Source organism: Paenibacillus curdlanolyticus YK9 (assembly GCF_000179615.1).
Classification (GTDB): domain Bacteria; phylum Bacillota; class Bacilli; order Paenibacillales; family Paenibacillaceae; genus Paenibacillus_T; species Paenibacillus_T curdlanolyticus.
Map to the genome: position 1 here is coordinate 59,483 of NZ_AEDD01000013.1, position 20,005 is coordinate 79,487.

A 20,005-nucleotide genomic window follows, 5' to 3' on the forward strand; every position below is an offset into this window, starting at 1 on the left:
GGGAAGCTGTACATGAATGTGAAAACGTTTGCACAAAAGGTGGTGCGTTCATTGCGCGAGAAAATAATCGTGATCGACGATAACCGTGAGGTGTGTCACCATGTTGCCCGTTATTTGACCCGCCATGGATTTGAAGTCATATGTGAAACGTACAGCAATCCCGTTCTGTCCAACGTGTTTCATCAGCATAAGGCGGATCTGCTTCTGCTCGACCTCAAGCAGCCGCATTTGGCCGGAATCGAATTATGCGAGGAGCTTCGCAAGTCTACCGATACGCCTCTGCTTTTTATTAGCAGCCATCATGAGGATCAGCTCAAAATCCAAGCGCTCACGTCCGGCGGGGATGATATTATAACGAGGCCGTTTAACCAGGACGTGCTGCTCGCCCGCATCCGGGCGCATATCCGAAGAAATAAGCGTGCATTTCCGACTCATCAGCAGCATCTGCTCGTCTTGCCCGATCTGGAGATTGATCTATTAAGCCAGCGCGTGCTCGTAAGCGGGAGCGAGGTGAGCCTCTCCTCCAAGGAATTCGGACTGCTTGCTGTTTTGGTGAAAAACCCGAATCGCATTTACTCCGTCGAATCGTTATACGAGCTCATCTGGACGGAGAGCCGCATGAGCAGCTTGCAGACCGTGATGGTGCACATCTATAACCTGCGCCGCAAAATTGAAGCCGACCCGCATAAGCCGCGATACATTCACACGGTGAGAGGAGCCGGCTATAAGTTTCAATTTGAGCCATAACAAGCAGCAATCCAGCCTGACAGGCATGCTCCGCCCGCCGCATCGTTAGCTATGGAAAGCTCGCCTCCATGCCGTCTAACGATTTTCCTCGCGATCGTAAGCCCCAAGCCCGCTCCGCCTGTTGACCGGTTTCTGGATTGCTCGCCGCGGTACAACGGCTCGAACGCACGCTGCAGGTCCTCCGCCGAGAAGCCTGGACCCGCGTCCCGAATCGCAAAGGTGACGTTATCGCCATCCTTGCCGCATTGCACGCGAATCTGTCCATGCGCTGGCGTATGTCGGATCGCATTGTCCAACAGATTAGCTATCGCACGCTCCAGCAAATGCGCATCGCCAGCAACAGCAGCATCACCTTGGGCGAAATCCGTCATGATGGACAGTTGCTTTTGACGCGCTAGCGGCAGCAAGCTGTCGATTGTTGTCTGCAGGATGACTTGGAGGTCAACCCTGCTGCAGGGCAGCTCCGCTTCCACATACTCGATCTTCGTGAACGTGAACAAGTCCTCGACAAGCCGATCCAGCTGCACGGATTTTTCCTTGCAGACCGCAAGATACTTCTCCAGCTTTTCAGGCGAATTCGCGATTCCCTGTTCAATGCCGTCCAAATATCCCCGCAATGCGAATAACGGCGTCCGCAAATCATGCGCGACCGCCGCGATGACGAACCGCCGTTCCGCCTCAAGCTCCGCTTGCTTCTGATTGGACGCTTGCAGTCCCTTCACCATCACATGAAAGCTGTCTCGCACTTCGGCGATTTCTTTAATTCTGGACAAGGGAAGCTGCTGCTCCCAAGCTCCTCCGGCGATTTCCCTTGCGGCCGCGCTCATTTGCTCAAGGGGCTGAAGCAGCCGCCTGCGCATGGCGCCTCCGACGAGTACGAAAGCAAGCACCAATCCTGCAACGGCCGCACTTATGGGCACTATCAGACGCTCCCCCGGGGAACGCTGCTCTAGATTCAACGTACCGGTTACCGTAAAGTGGGCCGCAACATAAAACAACCACGGAATCGTCAGAATCAGAAACAAGCTGAATAAGGTAAACGTACGAATGCGTACCGTTCTCATGTTAACCCTCCCTCAAAGCGGTACCCGACGCCCCATACGTTAATCAAATAGCGGGGCTGCGCCGGGTCCGATTCGATTTTATCCCTAAGCCGACTAAGATGGACGCGAACGGTATGCTTGTCGCCCACGCCTTCCCACAGCTTATCGATCAAATGGTCATAGGAAAAAACTTGCCGTGGGCGCTCCACGAACAATTGCAGCAGCTCAAATTCCCTAGGTGTTAGCGAAATGCTAGTCCCGTCAACGAATACTTCGCGCGTGGACAAATTTATCTGAAGACGCCCCTCATCATAATCCAGCACAGCGAGGCTTCGCTCCTGCTCCTGCTGAGCGCTTGAGCGCCGCAGCACGGCCTTGACTCTGGCAACAATTTCGCCGGGCGAAGCCGTCTTGACGATATAATCGTCGCCGCCGAGGGTCAACCCTCGGATCTTGTCTACATCCTCGCCGCGCGCGCTCAGGAACAGAATCGGAACGCTGCTTGACGATCGGATGGTTCGGCATAATTCAAAACCGTTTTGTCCCGGCATCATCACGTCAAGGACGATGCCATGCACGGGATGCTGCTGAAATAAGGCAAGCGCTTGCGCTGCATCGCAGGCCGTTAGAACCTGAAAGCTTTCATATTCCAAAAAGTCTCTTAATAGCTCAACGATGCTCGGGTCATCATCTACGACTAGAATCGTTCTCCATTCACTCACGACTATTCCACCTTCAACATCTGATCTTGCGATATGCATCTTAGTCTATCATCTTTACTTCAGGAAATAACATCGTCACGCAATCTGTGATCGTTTGTTTATTGTTTTGTGATGTTTGTATGCCCTCGTTTGTGAGCTTCCCTCGTTATGATGGCAGCAGAGCCTGACTCACAAGGAGGATTCATTCATGTTACCTGTTCAAATCGTATTGTTTGACGGCTTCGATCTGCTGGACGCCATCGCGCCATATGAAGTGTTTAGCGCCGCCGAAATATCTGCCCCCGGCGCCCTTCGCGTAACATTCGTCACCGCCGAAGGCCCGCGAGCCGTGACCAGCGGGATCAACGGCGTAAAGCTTGAAGCGAGCGGAAAGCTGGCTTTGGAGCATCCCGGCATCCTTGTCGTGCCTGGCGCAGCAGGCGGCATCGAAGGGGACGGCCCCGATTCGATCCCGGCTATTCTAGCTCGCACAGCCAACACCGAGTTAACCCCGCTGCTTCAGCAAGCACTGGGACAACCCGATGCGATCGTCGCCACCGTTTGCGGAGGGTCCCTCGTGCTGGCGATGGGAGGACTAATCGAAGGCCGACCGGCAGTAACGCATCATCTGGGCATGGAGGCGCTGGCGGCCACTGGCGCGGTTCCGATCCAAGCGCGCGTCGTGGACGACGGTAATTTGGTGACGGCAGGCGGCGTAACATCGGGGCTTGATCTTGCGCTTTATTTGGTCGAGCGAGAGCTTGGGCCTCGTATCGCGCATGCCGTAGAGCAGTTGTTCGAATACGAACGAAGAGGCACCGTTTGGCGCGCACAGGGCATTACCCCTCACCAGCCAACGGCTGTCGAAAAGCCGCAGCATGCAACAGCTCCTCCTGTCGCCCAACTAGACGACGCCATGCAGCCCTCCGCCTTCGACGGCGAATGGGACACGAGCATCGCTACACCGGTCGGAAAAATGCTGGTCAAGCTGCGGATCGCAACGACCGATGGAGCCATTCATGGCACGGCAACGCAAGGGGACGATGTGTCCGAGCTGCTGAATGCGGAGCTGCGGGGCAACCTGCTCTGCTGGTCGCTGCGCATTGCCAAGCCGATGCACTTGAACCTGAAGTTTGAGGTTAGCGTCGATGGGGATCAGATGAGCGGCATTGCCAAAGCCGGATTGCTGCCAGCATCCAAATTAACCGGCATGCGGATTTCATAATCGCATGATGGATAATCGCAAATGGCTGTACCGTTTACTGGCGTGCGTAACGATTCTGTTTATCCTTTATGCTTTAGTGGACAATTATATCCTCGACCCCCAAGCCGAAAGCTTTCTAAGCCATAAGGCCGGTTTAACGCGTCAGCCTGCGCTGCCCGTCTGGCTAAACGTGATGCGCGTTCATGTGGCATGCGCGTGCATCGCCATGGCGTCGGGATTACTCAACTTTTCATCGCGCATTCGCGAGAAAAGCCATCGGTTCCATCGCAGCAACGGCTACGTTTATGCAGGGGCCGTCCTGCTCGTCGTGCTGACTTCCGGATACATGGCGCCTTACGCCACCGGAGGTAAAATCAGCAGCATGGGCTTCAATGCGTTGAATCTCATTTGGCTGTTCATCACGATAACGGCAATTGTCCAAATCAAAAGGAAACGAATCGTCGCGCACCGTCATTGGATGATTCGAAGCTACGCCTTTTGCTTTACCAATCTGTTGATCCATCTGCTTACGACGATTCTCCATCAAGGATTTGGGCTCGTTTATGCAAGCAGCTACACGATTGGCATCTACGGCTCAATTGCGCTGCTGCTCATCGTGCCTGCTCTTTATTTAAAAAATAATAGATCACATGTCAAATAGCGGCGAAAAATGGAAAGGAATTCGGTCTTCCATGTCGAATTCACCCCGAACGAACGCTACAGCGAGCATTCGCCGTATTTAAAGTAGCCGTTCATACACATTACGGGTTGGGAGAGATTTTACGTGTCACAATTTGATTCGATTCAACAATCCATTCAAGCTGCAAATGTCCAAATTGCAGAGCTTAATCAGCTGCTGGCCCAGCTTCGGGCAATCTGCCCCTCTGATGATCGTACCGTCGTAGACGTACCGGAAGATCTTCAAGCCGAGTTGCAGGCTGCGGGGATCGTGATCGATCCGACGCAGGATATAACGGGCACTGTCATCAAGACGTGGATCGATCAAATCAAAGATCAAATCGATGCGCTCAACAGCGCACAGCAATTAAGCATGATCCAGCTGCAGAGCCAAATGAATAAACAAAATGAAGCCTACGATCTGCTATCGAGACAAATCAAACAGATGCAAGATGCGACGAATAGCGTGATCAACAATATGCGATAAGCAGTAGTAGGCCCGGTAAATAACGAAAACCGCATTGCCATGACGGCAATGCGGTTTTTGAAACATCATCAACCTAATGGTCTTGTAGCAGCCTCTAGATCACCCTGTTCATCCAAATGTTTCAACATTTGTTCTACGTTGCTTACTTCAAGCGATCTCATGATCATCAAATGCTTGGAACTTAGGTAATCGTCACCTCAACAAAATTGTTCGTAGCAACATCATCATCAAATTTCCATGCTTTCATGATTAAATTGGAACTTGCCCTAACTCAAAATACGATTTGCCAATCCATATGCGTCTACCATGGTAGCCAATAATGCGATATTTATCGGCATCCATTCCAACAATTTCATACGTTTGGCCTCGGGTTAATGCGTGTTTATACACGCCAACGCAGTTACACGTGACGACCTGATCTTCCATCCTACAAATCCAACCAAATCAGCTCTACAACAGCGAGACATACGCCCACCGCGTTCGCAACGATGAAGAACCACTTCCGCGCCGTCTTGCTTACTGGCTCCGATGACCAGAACCATTCCCATAACACGATTCCGTTCAATACAGCGATAATAATAAGAGCTAACCACCAATTGGCTGCCATGTCTCTTATCCACCTCATTATTATATTTATTTGTTGTAATTCTCATCTACGATCGTGCGAAATTGATGAAATGGAAGCAAGTCTTTCTCTTTTTCTTTATATAAGTTATAGCTTATTCCCCCTACTCTAGTTTCCACCTCATATTCTCCTATAGCGTTATCCATTAACAAAAATAAAGCAGACTCGATATCGTCATTCATCTCGTTAACCCCTGAAACGAATGTTTCTATTCCAATCTTTCCACCCTCTTCTTCTTCCCATCTGAAATAAACTTGCTCGCTTTTTAAAGTAATATTTCTATACTTCACTTCTGTTATTTCTGTTCTTGGCCTAAAGGCAATAACATTAAGCTTATCAACCCCGCTGGCTTTTTCAACGATTCTCTTCACATATGGAAATGCAGTCAAAATGCCATCGGCCGAAATGATGAAATCTCTCTTACCTTCCCTTAAAGGGCCGATCATAAAAGTTAAATCGGGATCAAAGCTTTCAAGCTTCGAAGATAATTGAATACGTGTAGCTTCATTATCCGGATCCCTATCATAGTTATAGATCTTATCTTCATGCTCGGAAACCCACCGCCAAAAAGCTGCTAGTTTCTTTTCATCCAATTTTATTTCAACATTCTCAGGTCTAACCTCTTCTTTCTCAAGTTTAGTTTCCGAAGCTATTTTTTCAGTTTCACGATTTGAGGTACAGCCGATAATAAATAACAGACTACTAATCAAACAAAAGACAACCACTATTTTCTTCAAAAGACATCCTCCCATACCTGCAATAATCAACTGTTTTAGTCAAAGCATTTCTAAATCATACCAGTGTATCACTGTTCCATACAGATATTTCTTGTCACTTGAACGAAATATAAAAAGTCCACGATCTTCATCGTGGACTTCTCACTTGCCAACCCCTACATTAAAACTTACCCAAATAAAACTACGATTGCAGCAGCGATCAGAAGGTTCAAAATGGCCGGGAACGTTTTTCCAATCGGATGCTTGACTCTGAAATGCGAAAGGCACGCCAGCAGCATCATAATGCCAATCATTACGCCAGTCCAAGCGGCAACTTCTGGATACCAGTAGCCGATAACGAGGCCTACGGCTCCAGCGATTTGCACATAGCCCGTCACGATGCGGAACCATTGCGGAAGCTTAATTTCCTCGAACAGGTCGACTTGATGTTTTGCTCCTGCAATTTTGCTTCCCCCGAAAAATGCCATGGAGAAAAGCAGCCAGCTTTGAAGAATGATAGATAAGATATACATAATAAACTCCCCTTTTCTCATTCGCTTTACTAACAGGACACCATTAGGTGTCCTATTACATGATAGGACACCTAATGGTGTCCTGTAAAGCAATAATTATGTTGATTTTGAAAAGGAATAGGCAGGGTTTTGTCGAATCTAGTAGTTTGTTGTCGGAGCCTTACATTATAACTAAAGGTGGATCTAGAATGGCTGCGCTACCCCGATCTAAAAACAATGCGCTTCAACCTAAGCGAAGCATTAAGCATCTCATCATTACGGCGTTCTGTATCATTATCGGGATGGTTCTGTTAATTGGCGCCAGCGCTTATTACGGAATGGACCGATTAAACAGCGTCAATGAGCGCAATAACGACTCGAACATGGTGCTTCTTCATATGAATGGGATCGAATCCGCCATTAAAGAAGCGGAGGATACCCTCACTTACTATTACTCGGGCAACGGCTGGAAAACTTACGTGGATAACGGAACCAGCGGCTCTGCTTTCTTTAATATGGCGGAAGGACAGCTGATGACGAATGTGATCTATAACGGGACGCAGTTTTGGACGATCCAAATTATGCAAGGTTCTTTCAGGCTGATCCACAACAACACCTATACACTTACCTTCGAAGCCAGCTCGACGATTGATCGCGATATCGAGGTCCTGCTTGAGAGCAGCGTCGATTATAACAAGCACCTCGTGCATCAATTCCATTTGACGAAAGAGCTGAAGACGTTCAGCTTGCCATTCCGCATGGACAACGCTACGGATAAGCTGGCACACATCGTCTTTGCGCTAGGAAATGTGAATAATGCTGCATCCGGCCTGCCCGAGCACAATGTTGTATTGCGCAACGTCTCGTTGATGCATGTGGATTCAGGCCAAGAATTAATTAATAATGGCCAATTCCTTCGACAGGACATTGACGGCATTCTGGCGGATGTAAAAAACAAGTTCGATCTAGCTACGAATACATCGCGAATGCTGACTGCCGATAGTCAGGAGCAATTGGATGCGTTAAAAAAGCTAGCGGATTTGGAGAAAAAGTGGCTGGACGAAATGCAAGGCATGATCACGGAATTAAATTATAAAATCAAAATTTCCGGCGTGACGAACACTGACACGGAGCTTCAATCCTATCAATCCAATCGGGATATCGAAACAGCGATGAAGTCGGTCATCAGCCAAATCAAACAAACGGAAGCAGCTCGGCTGGAAATACGCAAGAAAGAGTCGCACAGCATCTCTCACCTGATTTATATCGCGTTCGGCGTCGTTGTCGGCCTCTCGGTCGCGCTATCCGTGGCCATTTATGTATATTTCAATAAAGCCATTACACGGCCAATCATCCGAACCTCCATCCTGCTCAAGGAGATGGCAGAAGGCGACCTCTCCCGCAGCAAGGGACTAGAGATCAAGCAGGAGCAGGTGTCCCTGGCCATCCAGGAGGTAAGCGAGCTCTACACCCACGTTGTGCAGGTGCATCAATCGTTCCAAACCCAAATCCGCCATGACAGCTTGACCGGGTTATTTAATCGAAGGATGTTCGATAACGTCATTCAGGATTGGGTGGATCAACGGCTCCCCTTCGCGTTGCTCTTGCTCGATGTCGACAACTTCAAGACGATTAACGATACGTTTGGCCATCTGACAGGGGATGAAGTGTTAAAAAAACTGGCGGAGACGATGCTCGCAGCTTCGCGAGAAGAGGATGTTTGCTTCCGATACGGAGGCGAGGAGTTCGGCATTCTGCTGCAGCGCGATACGGCGGACGAGTTGTATGCGCTGGCGGAGCAGCTTCGCCAAAATGTCCATGGGCTGCGCGGGAAGGATTTGGATTTGCCGCCTATTACGGTTTCTATTGGCATTGCCAGCTTGCATGTGATGGATGAGAGCCCTTCTTCGGTTATTGAGAGGGCGGATGCGGCGTTGTATGAGTCGAAGGCTCGCGGGAAGGATCGGGTGACGTTGGCTTAGCTATATACTAAAACCATTTGTCTTTAACTTGAAGTGCCCCCTTGCAGTAGACATCGGAAACCACCTCAGGTGTAGACCGATGAACACTTTAGGGGGTCTTTTCAATTACGACATGCTGCTCGTCTAAATGATTACGGATTGCGTATGACATTGATCTCATCCGCCACAAGATATTTATTTATATGATTAGCTGGCTCGGTATGCACTTGTTTCTGCTCTGCGAGATATGCCCAGAACTCGACTGACGCCTCCTTGTTTTCCGTTAAGTATTGAAGAAACTTTTCGATATCAACTGCATCTTTTTGTTTCTTATCATTTGATAATATGAAAAATCTCGTTTCTTTTGTAACCGTTAATATTCTATCCTTCGTGCTTTGATCATACTGTTTGTTATATAACTCAAATTCTGATTCTGAAACAACAAATCCCCTTAATATCATCGTATAATTCTCTTCTAAATTATTTTCCAGCTGTATAGGTTTTTTTTGATGAACTGCATCACCTATAGTACCTGAGAAGGAATAATAATGGGATACTGAACTTCCTTCGAGATTCTTTTCTTTGCTGGAACATGCGGAACATAAAAGAAAAATACAGATACACGTGAGAAAAATAATGCTTTTCATCCTATACCTCCTATTAAATAATAATAATCGCCCCCTCCTTAACAGGGACGATTACCATATATTTTGTATTAAATTAGTGCTAGCTTACAAAATTGTCTTGGTGCTCGTTTATGAATTTCAATTGGAGCTCTAATAAATCCTCTTTATATTCATAAAACTTGTCATCCAACTCATCTAATCTCTCTCTTTGTATTTCTGTATATTCGTCATCTTCATCTTCTTTTGTACCCGGTGGATTCGGATCCTCGACGATCCTTATTGCCTCTTCCAATAAACTAGCTGTATAACTGGCACCAATTTTTTTCAATGATTCTAATGTTTCGAGTTTATACTCACCTGCGCTATTCAAGAAAAATTGGTCAAATCCACCGTTATTAACTTCTCTCTCTATTCCCATCAGACACAAAATTACTTGTTCACTTTCTGTGAGTACGTGAAACCCTGCTTCATAGTATTTTTTATTTATTTCATCTCCTACTGCAAACAATAGTTCTAGATCTTCCTTTGTCTTCAAAAACTCTGTGGCGTATTTCTGCATTGCGAATGCCTCCATTATTATAAATGATTTTCATGTAACTATATGATATGCGAATTGCACGATGAATTTTTTACTTTCTTTACTGATTCGATCAACTGAAGTCCCGCCAAACAAAAACGCAGCCCCGAGGGACTGCGTTTTTGTTTTTGATAAGCCTTCTAATTCCCGGTTTGGAGCTGCCACATTGTAGGAAGAATCGACGGGAGCCAATTTGGTTGCGACGTATGTGCGATAAGACATTTATACGTTTGACCAGCATAAGTCACAACATCGTTAACCGCATAATAATGATACGCTTCCCAGCTTGACCCTGTAGAAGTCGCACTTGTCGTAATATTAATCGAATTACTAGTCGAGGATACGTTTCCAGCAGCATCTTTCGCTTTGACCGTAAAATTGTACGACGTATTCGGGAGAAGGCCATTCACTGTCGCAGAACTAGTCGTCCCGTCGACGCCTAGCACCCTAACACCATCTTGGTAAACATCATAATTAGTTACGCCAATATTGTCGCTGGACGCATTCCAAGCAAGCGTCACAGAATTACCCGTCTTTCCCGTCGAGATCAGATTGGATGGTGCAGTCGGAGCCTGAGTATCCTGCGTTGTCCCTCCGAGTGTTACATTATCCGTGAAAGAAATGGACTGCGTTCGGTAATTTTGTATTTCCGCATCAACCTGTGCTGGCGTGAGGGCCATGTCTTTTGCATGGTAAACCCAATCGACGTCCATCTGATAACTTCTCGTTCCGCCAGTAGTCATTAATGCTTCAGCCAAAAACCACTGATTAAAATCAATGGCCATATTGGCTCTTGGATAGTATTTGCCGGAATGCGTCGCAAGTAAGTTCCCATCCGCATAATATTTGATTTGACCATTTTTCACAATCAAGACCAAAGTATGCCATCCGGAAAAACTACTATTACTGTAATTATAAACGTTATCCTTGCTCCATGGATTGTTGCTGTAGGTGTACCATGAGGTGGTCCACAAAGTAGGACCTGAAACGCCCCAACCTCCGTTGGATAGATATTCAAAGTCCAATTCGCTATAGGTAGGATCATTATCATATCTTAATGGAGAAATCGTGAAAAATGTTTGCGCGATACCATCACCGTCGTTTCCGGAAACAGGCGTGTCCGAGAACTTTACTCTTGCTGCATAAGTCCCTTCAAAATACTTCGTCGGAGTCAATATTTCAGCCTGGCTTGTTCCTGACGGAGTGCCATTCGTACTTGAAGTTAGCCTCAATAACTTGTTACTCGCTGTGTTGGAATCATTTACGAAAGTAATATTGTTCGCAGACCACGTGGCACCTGCAGGGCCAGGTCCAGCTACCCCTGTCTTTACAGACCATTGGTGTGCAGCAAGGTTAGAATCGTTGGAACTTGTATAATTAAAATCATCAAACATCGCATAGGTTGTCGTTGGAGACGCTTCGGAGACGTTCGTGAATATGAGAGCCATTAGTAAAGAAGCCAACAATAATATAGTGTACTTCTTATTAAACTTAATCGAATATACGTCGCTTGTTTTCATACTAACATCACCTTTCATTGTTTTATTTGATAACAAAAAAAGAAAGATAATAGTTAATCCATAGCGATAAACCGTATTGGCACTCCCTCCCCTTATTGATATAGAAGAAACATGATCAAATCTAAAATGCCAAGGTTCTTTCTTCATTCAACCTCCTTTAGAAAGCAAATATTTATAGACAAGACGCATGTCTCGGCTATCATGAATAAAGAGAACGGTCCGCAAAAAAACTTGCATGAATCCGTCTCGTTTGCGGGCCCTTGCATGGTTATGGCAAATGGTAGATCCTATTCATCAAGACGGCAGTTTCCGCCCGAGTTACATGTTACAAACGATATTCGTTTTATCCGTAAATGGGGCCCAATCTTCCGCGTTACCGAAGACGAGATCGGAACGTGTAAGCTTCATTGCTCTCGCCAGCACTATCATCATGTCCTGCCTTTATTTAATTTGTTCACTGGACGAATTAAATATAATACGAGTTCCCATTATTAGTCAACTAAAATTTCACTGTTTAAAGGTGCCTTCACAGCTCTCCTAGGACACTCCTGCTTAGCGTCTCCGATCCTCTCCATCCAAGTTTCTATATCCTTATTGAGTTAATGTATCCCTAGGTTTGGTGGTGGGTTCACCCTTCGAGAGAGAACCATATCTCTCACCTTAGATCCGCACTAGTAAACCAGAACAAAATCGCAGCCCCGTGGGACTGCGTACGTTTATCGTGTTTGGTGGAGCCTAGGGGGCTGTATGATTCTTGATCATAGGCTGACGAAGCATACTCATCGAGGACTTTTAGCGTTAGATTCAGACGCCTTGCTCCTCCATTCGATGCCTTTCTTCGAAGCCAACTCACTCCACTCCGTCCGCGCGGACTGAACCCCGGGGTTCGCCCCCTTCAGTGGCTCCAACTCGCACAGCTCGTCTCCGCGTCATGAGATGTCCGAAGCATGATTGTAGACTGACGAAGCATACTCATCGAGGACTTTTAGCGGTATATTCAGTCGCCGTTCTCCTCCATTCGAGGAACTTCCTTCGAAGCTGCTCACTTCACTTCGTCCGCGCAGGTGAACCCATTAGGAGTTCTCACCCCTAGGCAGTCCACAAAAAAAAAGTCCACGAAATTTAATCGTGGACTTGTCTTTATTATATGATGGAGCCTAGGGGGATCGAACCCCTGACCTCATCGCCGCCAGCGATGCGCTCTTCCACGGATGGTCATTTACACAGCCATAATAAACACTTTTACTGGGGTGCCTTATTTGCAATAGCATCTTCAATTAATTGCTCAATCTTATCCTTGATATCATCATACACGTATTTACTTGAAGAGTACACTGAATCAAAACAAGTCACATATTTGGATAACCGCTCATTATTTTCACCGATAAATATATTATAAAAGGGGTTACTTCCTTTTGTAGTTTGTTTACCTTGGGAGTCCTTTAGATTATGGATATGAATACCCACTATCCCCTTATTTAACTCGTAAGCTTTTTCAATTTCATATTTAATCCATTTTCTTCCTGATGTCGTGGCACCAATCAACACAACCAAACATGAGCGCATTACCATTTGGCTGTCAATCCATTCTTTAATTTTTGCATCGCTTTTTTCTTTTACTTCTTCCCAATCATTCGCCGAGAATGTAGAACTACCATCTACTTTCCCCATTTCTTTTATCTGAGAAGCTCTCCATGCATCCTTATTATATTCAAAGCTGAAAAACACTTGGCGTTTAGCCATTTAACATCTCCCTCTCTATCATCGAGTTTTAACGATGTCATAACCTTTTGCATTATTTTCACTCTTATCGAATGCATTATTTATATATTTCTCTGGATTAGACAGAAAAGTCTCTTCTTCAACATACGCAATATACGATCCAGTTAATGCATCTACTGTCTTACACGTATCACAACTATATACTTTAGGATTCTGATTAAAACGATTATTGTTAATAATTCCATATACCTTATTTTCATCATAACTGGAAGAAGAACATCCGTCAGACTTATCCGAAGAAGTTTTAAACCAACTATAACCTCCATTATGTTTCATAATGACACCAACAACTCCATTAGTATGTGAGGTTCGACCTTTTCGAGAAATGTTCTTAAGGCTATACTCGATCTCCCATTCAATCCATTCACTTTTTTTTATGTTAGGCGAGATTATTACAATTGTGACACTTGTATCATACATCATATCTGTCAGCTTTCTCTTAATATTCTCGGTCGATGTATCCGTTAAGTCAGGTGAATCGGAGGTTTCACCTTGATAATATGTAGCATCTTCACCTAGTGATTGAATTATCAAATCGCGTAAACTTCTTGCCTCACTATACTTATAGGATATAAACGTTTTATGAGCCATTTCAGCTTCCACCACCTTAGATAATCTGCTGGTTTTTAATAATACTATATATTAAATCAATGAGTGAATCAGCTTCGGTTACTTCTGCCAACTTATCTAAGTATCCATCTAAATACGGATACTGTTCACTATTTTTAATCACTTCATTGTAAATAATTGCAGATGCACCACCAGTACTGCAAACCGGAATTATTATTTTTCCTTGTTTTTTTGCAATTTTGAACTCTTCAATCATTCCATCTGCCACAGTTATGTCCCCGTTCTCATCCTTCTTGTTGCCGAAAATAAACACTGCAATTCCAGCTTGCTGAATCATATCCACACGGTATTCCTTAATAAGTTCATTCATAGGCATTTCCCCTGATGAATATTGAGGGAACGGACGCAAACACAGATGTTCATCGACATGCTTATATTTGCTCCTCATAATTTCTTCTAAAGCGCCATTTATAATTGTTGAACCGATACCAAAACCAAAACCAGAAACAATTCTGTAATCTTCAAGAACTAATTTTTTTGCCAAGTTATGAGTAAAAAAATTAACTCTCTCCCTAGTCCATTCCTCCCCAAACTCAGCAATACTTCCTGAGATAAAAATATTTTTCAGGAGATATCCATGCTCAATATCTTGAAGTATCTCAGTAATTTCATCATAACTATCTAAAATAACAGCTTGTATCCCATACCGGCGTAGATCCTTTATCCTTAGATCCTGACGGGCTAAATTATATTGATAATCGGCTTCGCTTTCGCCATTCTGCTTAGAAATTTTTTGAAAGAAACAATAATGATCTCGTTGCGACTCCCCTAACAGTACACGTATTTGGCTTAATACATAATCAAGATTAGGGTCTTCAAAGCTAAATCCGATAAATAGAAACGTTTTTGAAATCAAATCACCTTGAAGGGCTGTTCTGAAAAGAGGACGTTCATTTCCATATAGTTCATAATCATCCTTAGTAAGGACTGCGTTTTCGGGGGATCTTACATCCCCATGCATCTTATAAACAACTGCATCTCTATCGTATATATTATTTGCCAGTGATTCTTGGGTCGTCTTTACATCAGCCTTTCTATTATTTCTTCTGAGGTTCTCTTCCAACAATTCATCATAGTTTGTTGTCCAATATGTAGATATAGGGAGTCTGGTAAGAATCTCAATATTTTCATTGTCTACGGCACCACGTGTAAATTCATTTAGAATTCTTTGATTAATAGCGTAACGCGTACCTCGTTCATTACGATAATATTGAGCAATTGCAATTAAATCATGCTCCTTATCCACATTTAAGCCAATCTCTGATGCTAAAGGTCGAACGAGCTCTTTCCAATTAATATAGCCTGAACCGCGAGATAGACCGGCACCAGCAAAAATCGCTGCATAACCCTCAGAAACAGCTCTTACAAATTCACGAACTAATTCTTGTTTGCTAGCCAAAATACAATCCACCCTTACTCAGGATTCTTTGAAACCATGGAATAAAATCTATCAAACTACCAAAATAACTATAGTCGACAGCACATCATAGCTATTTACAAATACTTATTTGGGTCTTCAATTGATTCTTAGGAACTATAATATAATGATAGCCTTTTCACATAGCAAAATCAAGAAATTACTTCCATTTACGACAAAAAAAGACCCCTGCCAACAAGCAGGAGTCCTATCTCAATTTTTATTCTAATCCGCATGAACTTGACCGCCAACCTCCAAACCCATTGTAACATCTGAAATAATTCAGCACATTTGTCGGTTAGCTGCCTCCTGAATCATTAACCTTCTTCATCATCCATAATGCTAAATCGAAATCGATTAGTTGAACACCTGCAGACGCCGTGCTCTTCCGTGAAACCTGCACCAAAAGCCCCTCATCCACTCCGTCCGCGCAGACGAACCCATTAGGGGTTCTCACCCCTAAGCAATTCACTAAATAAAAAAAGTCCAGAAAACTAATCGTGGACTTGTCTGTTTTATTATTGTGGAGCCTAGAAGCTCCGACTCGCACAGCTCGTCTCTGCGTCATGGGATGTCCGAATCCTGATTGTATGCTGACGAAGCCTATCCTTCGCAGACTTTTAGCGGTAGATTCAGACGCCGTGCTCCTCCGTGAAGCCTACTCAAGAAGCCCCCTCATCCACTACGTCCGCGCGGACTGAACCCCGGGGTTCGCCCCCTTCAATGGCTCCACCATATAACAAAAAAGCACGCCAACTAAGGCGTGCTTCAAATTTGTTATATGGTGGAGCCTAGGGGGATCGAACCCCTGACCTCATCGCTGCCAGCGATGCGCTCTCCCAGCTGAGCTAAGGCCCCTAATCGGCTGTACCTGCCAAATATAGGCGGGACAGGTTAGATCGTACCACGCGCAATCGCGCAGTGTCAATCCTTTTTCAACCCGTCCGTGGCGCCGGCGCCGCCTGTGAGCGGATGCTTGGAGAGCAGCAGATTGAGTTCCTTCATAAACATGTCGATATCTTTGAACTGGCGGTACACGGATGCGAAGCGTACGTATGCGACTTCGTCTACCGGGTACAGCTGTTGCATGACAAGCTCGCCGATAATGCGGCTTTCGATCTCGGCGTGAGCCGTTGTGCGGAGCTCCTTCTCGACCTCGGAGACGACGACTTCCAGTCGGTCTGCGGGGACGGGACGCTTCTCGCAGGCGCGGATCAGACCGCGCAGCAGCTTCTCGCGGCTGAACTCTTCGCGGCTGCCGTCTTTTTTGATGACAATCAAGGGCGTTTCTTCGATCATCTCGAACGTCGTGAAACGGCGGCTGCATTTTTCGCATTCGCGTCTGCGACGGATCGATCGGTTTTCGTTGGCCGGTCTTGAATCGAGCACTTTGGAACCGGAATAATCACAATATGGACATCTCATTTTGGTTACCTCCATGACCCTGCGGGGCCATCTCAAAATTCCCATACCTTACCTGTAATGAAGTTCGCAAAAACGCACATAATACATTTACCAACCGCAAGGAGGTGAACGACAATGAGCACAAGTAACCAATTGGTTGTACCACAAGCTTCTGCAGCACTCGACCAACTGAAATACGAGGTTGCACAAGAATTGGGTATCGCGATTCCACAAGACGGTTATTACGGGAACATCACGACGAAAGACGCTGGCTCCATCGGGGGCAGCATCACGCGTAAACTCGTACAAATCGCAGAACAATCGCTTGCAGGCCAAGCAGGCCACTAAACGTTGACTTCATCACCAAGCTAGGGCGAACCCGCCGGGACATTAGGTCTCGGCGGGTTTGTCCGACGTCATTTTACCCGAATGTCGGATATAAGTCTTTGTACTTATTATAATAATAAAAGACGCGTTGTACATAGTGCCTTGTCTCTCCGAACGGCACATTGCTGACGGTGTCCATCGCGCCGTCCCATACCCCGTTTTCCATCCACTTCTTTACGTTGCCCGGACCTGCATTATATGCTGCAACGGCCGCCACCGCATTTCCATCAAATTGCTTATGCAAGCTGCTAAGGTACCATGATCCAATCTGTATGCTAATGTCCGCCCGATGGCGGAGCGTGTCTTCGGTTACGTCGGAGAAACCGGCCTTGTTGATTACCCAATCTGCGGTATCAGGCATAATCTGCATGAGCCCCAATGCGCCCTTATGCGATTCCTTGCCTGTCTTGTAGTTGGTCTCTACTCGGATGACTGCTGCAATCAGGAGTGGATCAAGACCATAATCCCATGCGCTGGCACGTATGTCTTCCTGGTAATGAATCGGATACATCCACCGAGCCATCCAGTCCGATTTGATGAAAAGAAAGGCGACGAATCCCACTATCAGCAAAAGCAGCAGCCGTTGGCGCTTCCTTCGTTTCATGCGTCAGCTCCTTCTCATCTGCCGATTGCCCGCCAGAGCGCCGCGACTTGCTCGCGTGTCTGCTCCAGCGTCCCTCGATTGTCAATGACCCACTGCGCGCGCTCGCGCTTGCGCTCGATATCAATCTGAAGCCCAATGCGCCTGTCCGCTTCTTCAACGGATAGCCCATTGCGGCTCATCAGCCGCTCCCGCTGCACGTCCTTGGGCACATAGACGACGATGACGCCTTCATACGCCTCGTCTTGTCCAGTCTCGTACAGTAAAGGAATGTCTGCAATAACGACCGCATTCGGATCTTCTTTCTCGTAGGCTTCCATCTGTTCTTTCATGTGCTGTCGGATAGCAGGATGCAAAATCGCTTCCAGCTCCTTCAGCCGCTCCGCTTGTCCGAACACGACAGCGCCCAGCGCTTGCCGATTCAAGGAACCATCCTCATGGAGCATAGCTTGTCCAAACTTCGCAACGACGGCGCCCAGCGCCGGCTCGCCCGGAAGGACGACATCTCTGGCAGCCTGATCGGCATCGACCAGTCGCGCGCCGAGCTCGACCAGCATCGCCGCAACGGTGCTTTTGCCACAGGCGATGCCGCCAGTTAACCCGATTCTCATCGTACGCCCCTCCGAATTTTCGTTCATCAATCATGAATCCCAGTCAGTCAATCAGAACATCTTAATAATGCCAATAATGATCAACATCATACCTGGCACAGCGGATAAAGCCTGCATCCCGCGCAAGCCGGCATATTTGAGCCCGACTCGCAATCCGGCCAGCAGAAAAATCGCGCTCGACAACGAAATCGCCACCGAGGTTACGCCGGGCGACAGGCCGATCAGCGCTGCGCCAAGTCCCGCTCCGAATGCGTCAAATGACAAGGCTACGCCGAGTAAAACCGCCTCCGACGACGAAATGCTGCCAGATCGGTCGACGTCGGCGACCTGCGGCTTGCGCAAGATTTGAATCACGATGCCCAGTCGCTTCAGCTCGAACCGAATTAATGTATTTTCGCTCGGCTCCAGCTCCAGCACGGCATGCTCATTCTGTTGCTGTTCCAGCTCGTCAACGGCTTCCTGCGGACGGCTTTTCTGGCGCCGCAGCTGCAGGAGCGCCCAAATCCCGATAACGATCAGAATCGATGCGCCAATCATGCGAGCAACGATCGGTGACAAATACGCCGTCATCCAGCCGCCTACGGCCATAGATAGCCATATAATGATGCCGGAGCACGCCGCGATGATGAGTATGGAAATGATAGGTATGCGGATCCGCCGCAGCCCATACGTGACGCCGACGCCGAATCCATCCAGACTGACGGCACAAGACAGCAACAGCAGCGATGCGAAATGCGCGAACAACTGATGTCCCTCCCCGCAGATGACTGTTCCTGACCGGAACATTCGCCTATGTTCGATAGGAACATCATATGCAGGGAATCCATTCTCGTGCTTCTTAGTTGCTCGATTCGTTACGAATGGATCTTAGGCGAAACGCCCTCCGGGCGCTTCTGGCGTGCTGCCGGCTTCGCCGATGCGCCGCTTGGCCTAGGCTGGCAGCGCGGGCACACATGCGTGCCGCGCCCGCCGACGACGAACTTCTCGATGACCGTTCCGCAGCTCGTGCACGGCTCCCCGCCGCGTCCATAAGCCAATAATGCATGCTGGAACATGCCCATCTCGCCCTGCCCGTTCACGTACGACTTAATCGAGGAGCCGCCTGCGGCGACCGCTCGGCCCAGCGTGTCACGGATCGCTTCATACAATCGCGTCCATTCGGCCCGCTTGAGCGTGTCCGCTGTCCGTTCCGGATGAATGCCCGCTTGGAACAATGCCTCATCTACATATATGTTGCCGAGCCCGACAACATACGCCTGATCGAGCAGCAGCGGCTTAATCTTCGTCGTGCGGCTGCTTAACCGCTCCCGAAGCGCCTTCTCTGTGAAGTCGTCATCCAGCGGCTCCATTCCCAGCTTGTTCAGCGGCGGCAGAAGCAGATCCTCCTCCGGCGCAAACAGGTCCATCGTACCGAACTGGCGAACATCCTTATAACGAAGCTCGGTCCCGTCTGTAAAATGAAAAATGACATGCGTGTGCGTCTCGACAAGCTCGTCCTGCCTGTACACGCCGTAGCGTCCCTCCATCCGCAGATGGGAGACGAGAACAAGCCCGTCGAGCACCAATCGCAAAAATTTTCCTCGGCGCTCAACGGACGTAATCGTATGGCCAGCCAGCGCAGCTGCGAACTGCTCCGGCTCGGCAGGTCTTCTTATAATACGCGGCAAGCTCACCGTTACACGCACGATCGTCTTGCCTGCGACCAATTCATTCAATGTTCGGCGGACGGTCTCCACCTCTGGCAATTCCGGCATGCTGTCTTCACCTCATTGCCCA

At 47.2% G+C, this 20,005-nt stretch carries 22 protein-coding genes and 2 tRNA genes; 6 read left to right on the forward strand and 18 right to left on the reverse strand.

Going from position 1 to position 20,005, the window contains the following annotated elements; genetic code table 11:
* Window positions 1–12: 12 nt before the first annotated feature.
* Complete coding sequence (locus PAECUDRAFT_RS21415) at window positions 13–747, forward strand: response regulator transcription factor (protein WP_006040249.1); 735 nt, start codon at window positions 13–15, stop codon at window positions 745–747.
* Here PAECUDRAFT_RS21415 and PAECUDRAFT_RS21420 read toward each other — a convergent pair.
* Window positions 732–1,811, reverse strand: a complete 1,080-nt coding sequence (locus PAECUDRAFT_RS21420; protein ID WP_006040250.1) for a sensor histidine kinase — start codon at window positions 1,809–1,811, stop codon at window positions 732–734. The two genes, PAECUDRAFT_RS21415 and PAECUDRAFT_RS21420, sit on opposite strands and share 16 nt — an antisense overlap.
* Window positions 1,808–2,512, reverse strand: a complete 705-nt coding sequence (locus PAECUDRAFT_RS21425; RefSeq protein ID WP_006040251.1) for a response regulator transcription factor — start codon at window positions 2,510–2,512, stop codon at window positions 1,808–1,810. Before PAECUDRAFT_RS21425 ends, PAECUDRAFT_RS21420 begins: the two co-directional genes overlap by 4 nt.
* Before the next feature lie 187 nt (window positions 2,513–2,699).
* Here PAECUDRAFT_RS21425 and PAECUDRAFT_RS21430 point away from each other — a divergent pair, with 187 nt between their 5' ends.
* From PAECUDRAFT_RS21430 to PAECUDRAFT_RS21440, 3 genes are all read left to right on the forward strand, one after another.
* Window positions 2,700–3,716, forward strand: coding sequence for a DJ-1/PfpI family protein (locus PAECUDRAFT_RS21430; RefSeq protein WP_006040252.1), 1,017 nt, complete (start codon window positions 2,700–2,702; stop codon window positions 3,714–3,716).
* 7 nt (window positions 3,717–3,723) lie between these two features.
* Window positions 3,724–4,356 (forward strand): DUF2306 domain-containing protein, encoded by a 633-nt coding sequence (locus tag PAECUDRAFT_RS21435; protein WP_040713877.1) that lies wholly within the window; start codon window positions 3,724–3,726, stop codon window positions 4,354–4,356.
* 123 nt (window positions 4,357–4,479) lie between these two features.
* On the forward strand, window positions 4,480–4,860 hold the full coding sequence (locus PAECUDRAFT_RS21440; RefSeq protein WP_006040254.1) for a hypothetical protein: 381 nt from the start codon (window positions 4,480–4,482) through the stop codon (window positions 4,858–4,860).
* A gap of 427 nt (window positions 4,861–5,287) precedes the next feature.
* Here PAECUDRAFT_RS21440 and PAECUDRAFT_RS21445 read toward each other — a convergent pair whose 3' ends face one another.
* The 3 genes from PAECUDRAFT_RS21445 to PAECUDRAFT_RS21455 all read right to left on the reverse strand — a co-directional run bounded on the left by PAECUDRAFT_RS21445 (window position 5,288) and on the right by PAECUDRAFT_RS21455 (window position 6,734).
* Complete coding sequence (locus PAECUDRAFT_RS21445) at window positions 5,288–5,467, reverse strand: hypothetical protein (protein WP_006040256.1); 180 nt, start codon at window positions 5,465–5,467, stop codon at window positions 5,288–5,290.
* A gap of 26 nt (window positions 5,468–5,493) precedes the next feature.
* Entirely contained in the window at window positions 5,494–6,222 is a 729-nt protein-coding gene (locus tag PAECUDRAFT_RS21450; RefSeq protein WP_006040257.1) for a hypothetical protein, read from the reverse strand.
* 167 nt (window positions 6,223–6,389) lie between these two features.
* Window positions 6,390–6,734: a DoxX family protein gene (locus PAECUDRAFT_RS21455; protein ID WP_006040258.1), complete on the reverse strand. Its 345-nt coding sequence runs from the start codon at window positions 6,732–6,734 to the stop codon at window positions 6,390–6,392.
* Window positions 6,735–6,922: 188 nt separating this feature from the next.
* On the opposite strand from PAECUDRAFT_RS21455, the gene PAECUDRAFT_RS24990 reads away from it, so the two are divergent.
* On the forward strand, window positions 6,923–8,695 hold the full coding sequence (locus PAECUDRAFT_RS24990) for a diguanylate cyclase (protein WP_006040259.1): 1,773 nt from the start codon (window positions 6,923–6,925) through the stop codon (window positions 8,693–8,695).
* A 131-nt stretch (window positions 8,696–8,826) separates the two neighbouring features.
* Here PAECUDRAFT_RS24990 and PAECUDRAFT_RS21465 read toward each other — a convergent pair whose 3' ends face one another.
* The 9 genes from PAECUDRAFT_RS21465 to nrdR form a co-directional block, all read right to left on the reverse strand.
* The gene (locus PAECUDRAFT_RS21465) at window positions 8,827–9,321 is read right to left on the reverse strand and encodes a hypothetical protein (protein ID WP_006040260.1); all 495 of its coding nucleotides are present in this window, start codon (window positions 9,319–9,321) and stop codon (window positions 8,827–8,829) included.
* A 79-nt stretch (window positions 9,322–9,400) separates the two neighbouring features.
* Window positions 9,401–9,859: a DMP19 family protein gene (locus tag PAECUDRAFT_RS21470; protein WP_006040261.1), complete on the reverse strand. Its 459-nt coding sequence runs from the start codon at window positions 9,857–9,859 to the stop codon at window positions 9,401–9,403.
* A gap of 158 nt (window positions 9,860–10,017) precedes the next feature.
* On the reverse strand, window positions 10,018–11,544 hold the full coding sequence (locus tag PAECUDRAFT_RS26495) for a fibronectin type III domain-containing protein (protein ID WP_006040262.1): 1,527 nt from the start codon (window positions 11,542–11,544) through the stop codon (window positions 10,018–10,020).
* A gap of 1,004 nt (window positions 11,545–12,548) precedes the next feature.
* Window positions 12,549–12,626, reverse strand: a tRNA-Ala gene (locus PAECUDRAFT_RS25835).
* Window positions 12,627–12,639: 13 nt separating this feature from the next.
* Window positions 12,640–13,140 (reverse strand): TIR domain-containing protein, encoded by a 501-nt coding sequence (locus PAECUDRAFT_RS21485; RefSeq protein WP_006040263.1) that lies wholly within the window; start codon window positions 13,138–13,140, stop codon window positions 12,640–12,642.
* A gap of 18 nt (window positions 13,141–13,158) precedes the next feature.
* Entirely contained in the window at window positions 13,159–13,770 is a 612-nt protein-coding gene (locus PAECUDRAFT_RS21490; RefSeq protein WP_006040264.1) for a TIR domain-containing protein, read from the reverse strand.
* A gap of 16 nt (window positions 13,771–13,786) precedes the next feature.
* Window positions 13,787–15,208, reverse strand: coding sequence for an SIR2 family protein (locus PAECUDRAFT_RS21495; protein ID WP_006040265.1), 1,422 nt, complete (start codon window positions 15,206–15,208; stop codon window positions 13,787–13,789).
* Window positions 15,209–16,008: 800 nt separating this feature from the next.
* A tRNA-Ala gene (locus PAECUDRAFT_RS21505) sits at window positions 16,009–16,084 on the reverse strand.
* Between the two features lie 66 nt (window positions 16,085–16,150).
* Complete coding sequence (gene nrdR / locus PAECUDRAFT_RS21510) at window positions 16,151–16,651, reverse strand: transcriptional regulator NrdR (RefSeq protein WP_006040267.1); 501 nt, start codon at window positions 16,649–16,651, stop codon at window positions 16,151–16,153.
* A 114-nt stretch (window positions 16,652–16,765) separates the two neighbouring features.
* On the opposite strand from nrdR, the gene PAECUDRAFT_RS21515 reads away from it, so the two are divergent.
* Window positions 16,766–16,978 (forward strand): alpha/beta-type small acid-soluble spore protein, encoded by a 213-nt coding sequence (locus PAECUDRAFT_RS21515; RefSeq protein ID WP_006040268.1) that lies wholly within the window; start codon window positions 16,766–16,768, stop codon window positions 16,976–16,978.
* 73 nt (window positions 16,979–17,051) lie between these two features.
* On the opposite strand, the gene PAECUDRAFT_RS21520 is transcribed toward PAECUDRAFT_RS21515, so the two are convergent.
* From PAECUDRAFT_RS21520 to mutM, 4 genes are all read right to left on the reverse strand, one after another.
* Window positions 17,052–17,621, reverse strand: a complete 570-nt coding sequence (locus tag PAECUDRAFT_RS21520) for a lytic transglycosylase domain-containing protein (RefSeq protein WP_006040269.1) — start codon at window positions 17,619–17,621, stop codon at window positions 17,052–17,054.
* A 14-nt stretch (window positions 17,622–17,635) separates the two neighbouring features.
* The gene (coaE, locus tag PAECUDRAFT_RS21525; RefSeq protein WP_006040270.1) at window positions 17,636–18,229 is read right to left on the reverse strand and encodes a dephospho-CoA kinase; all 594 of its coding nucleotides are present in this window, start codon (window positions 18,227–18,229) and stop codon (window positions 17,636–17,638) included.
* A 51-nt stretch (window positions 18,230–18,280) separates the two neighbouring features.
* Window positions 18,281–18,973: a sporulation membrane protein YtaF gene (gene ytaF, locus PAECUDRAFT_RS21530; protein WP_006040271.1), complete on the reverse strand. Its 693-nt coding sequence runs from the start codon at window positions 18,971–18,973 to the stop codon at window positions 18,281–18,283.
* A 110-nt stretch (window positions 18,974–19,083) separates the two neighbouring features.
* Window positions 19,084–19,983: a DNA-formamidopyrimidine glycosylase gene (gene mutM / locus PAECUDRAFT_RS21535; protein WP_006040272.1), complete on the reverse strand. Its 900-nt coding sequence runs from the start codon at window positions 19,981–19,983 to the stop codon at window positions 19,084–19,086.
* Window positions 19,984–20,005 lie beyond the last annotated feature (22 nt).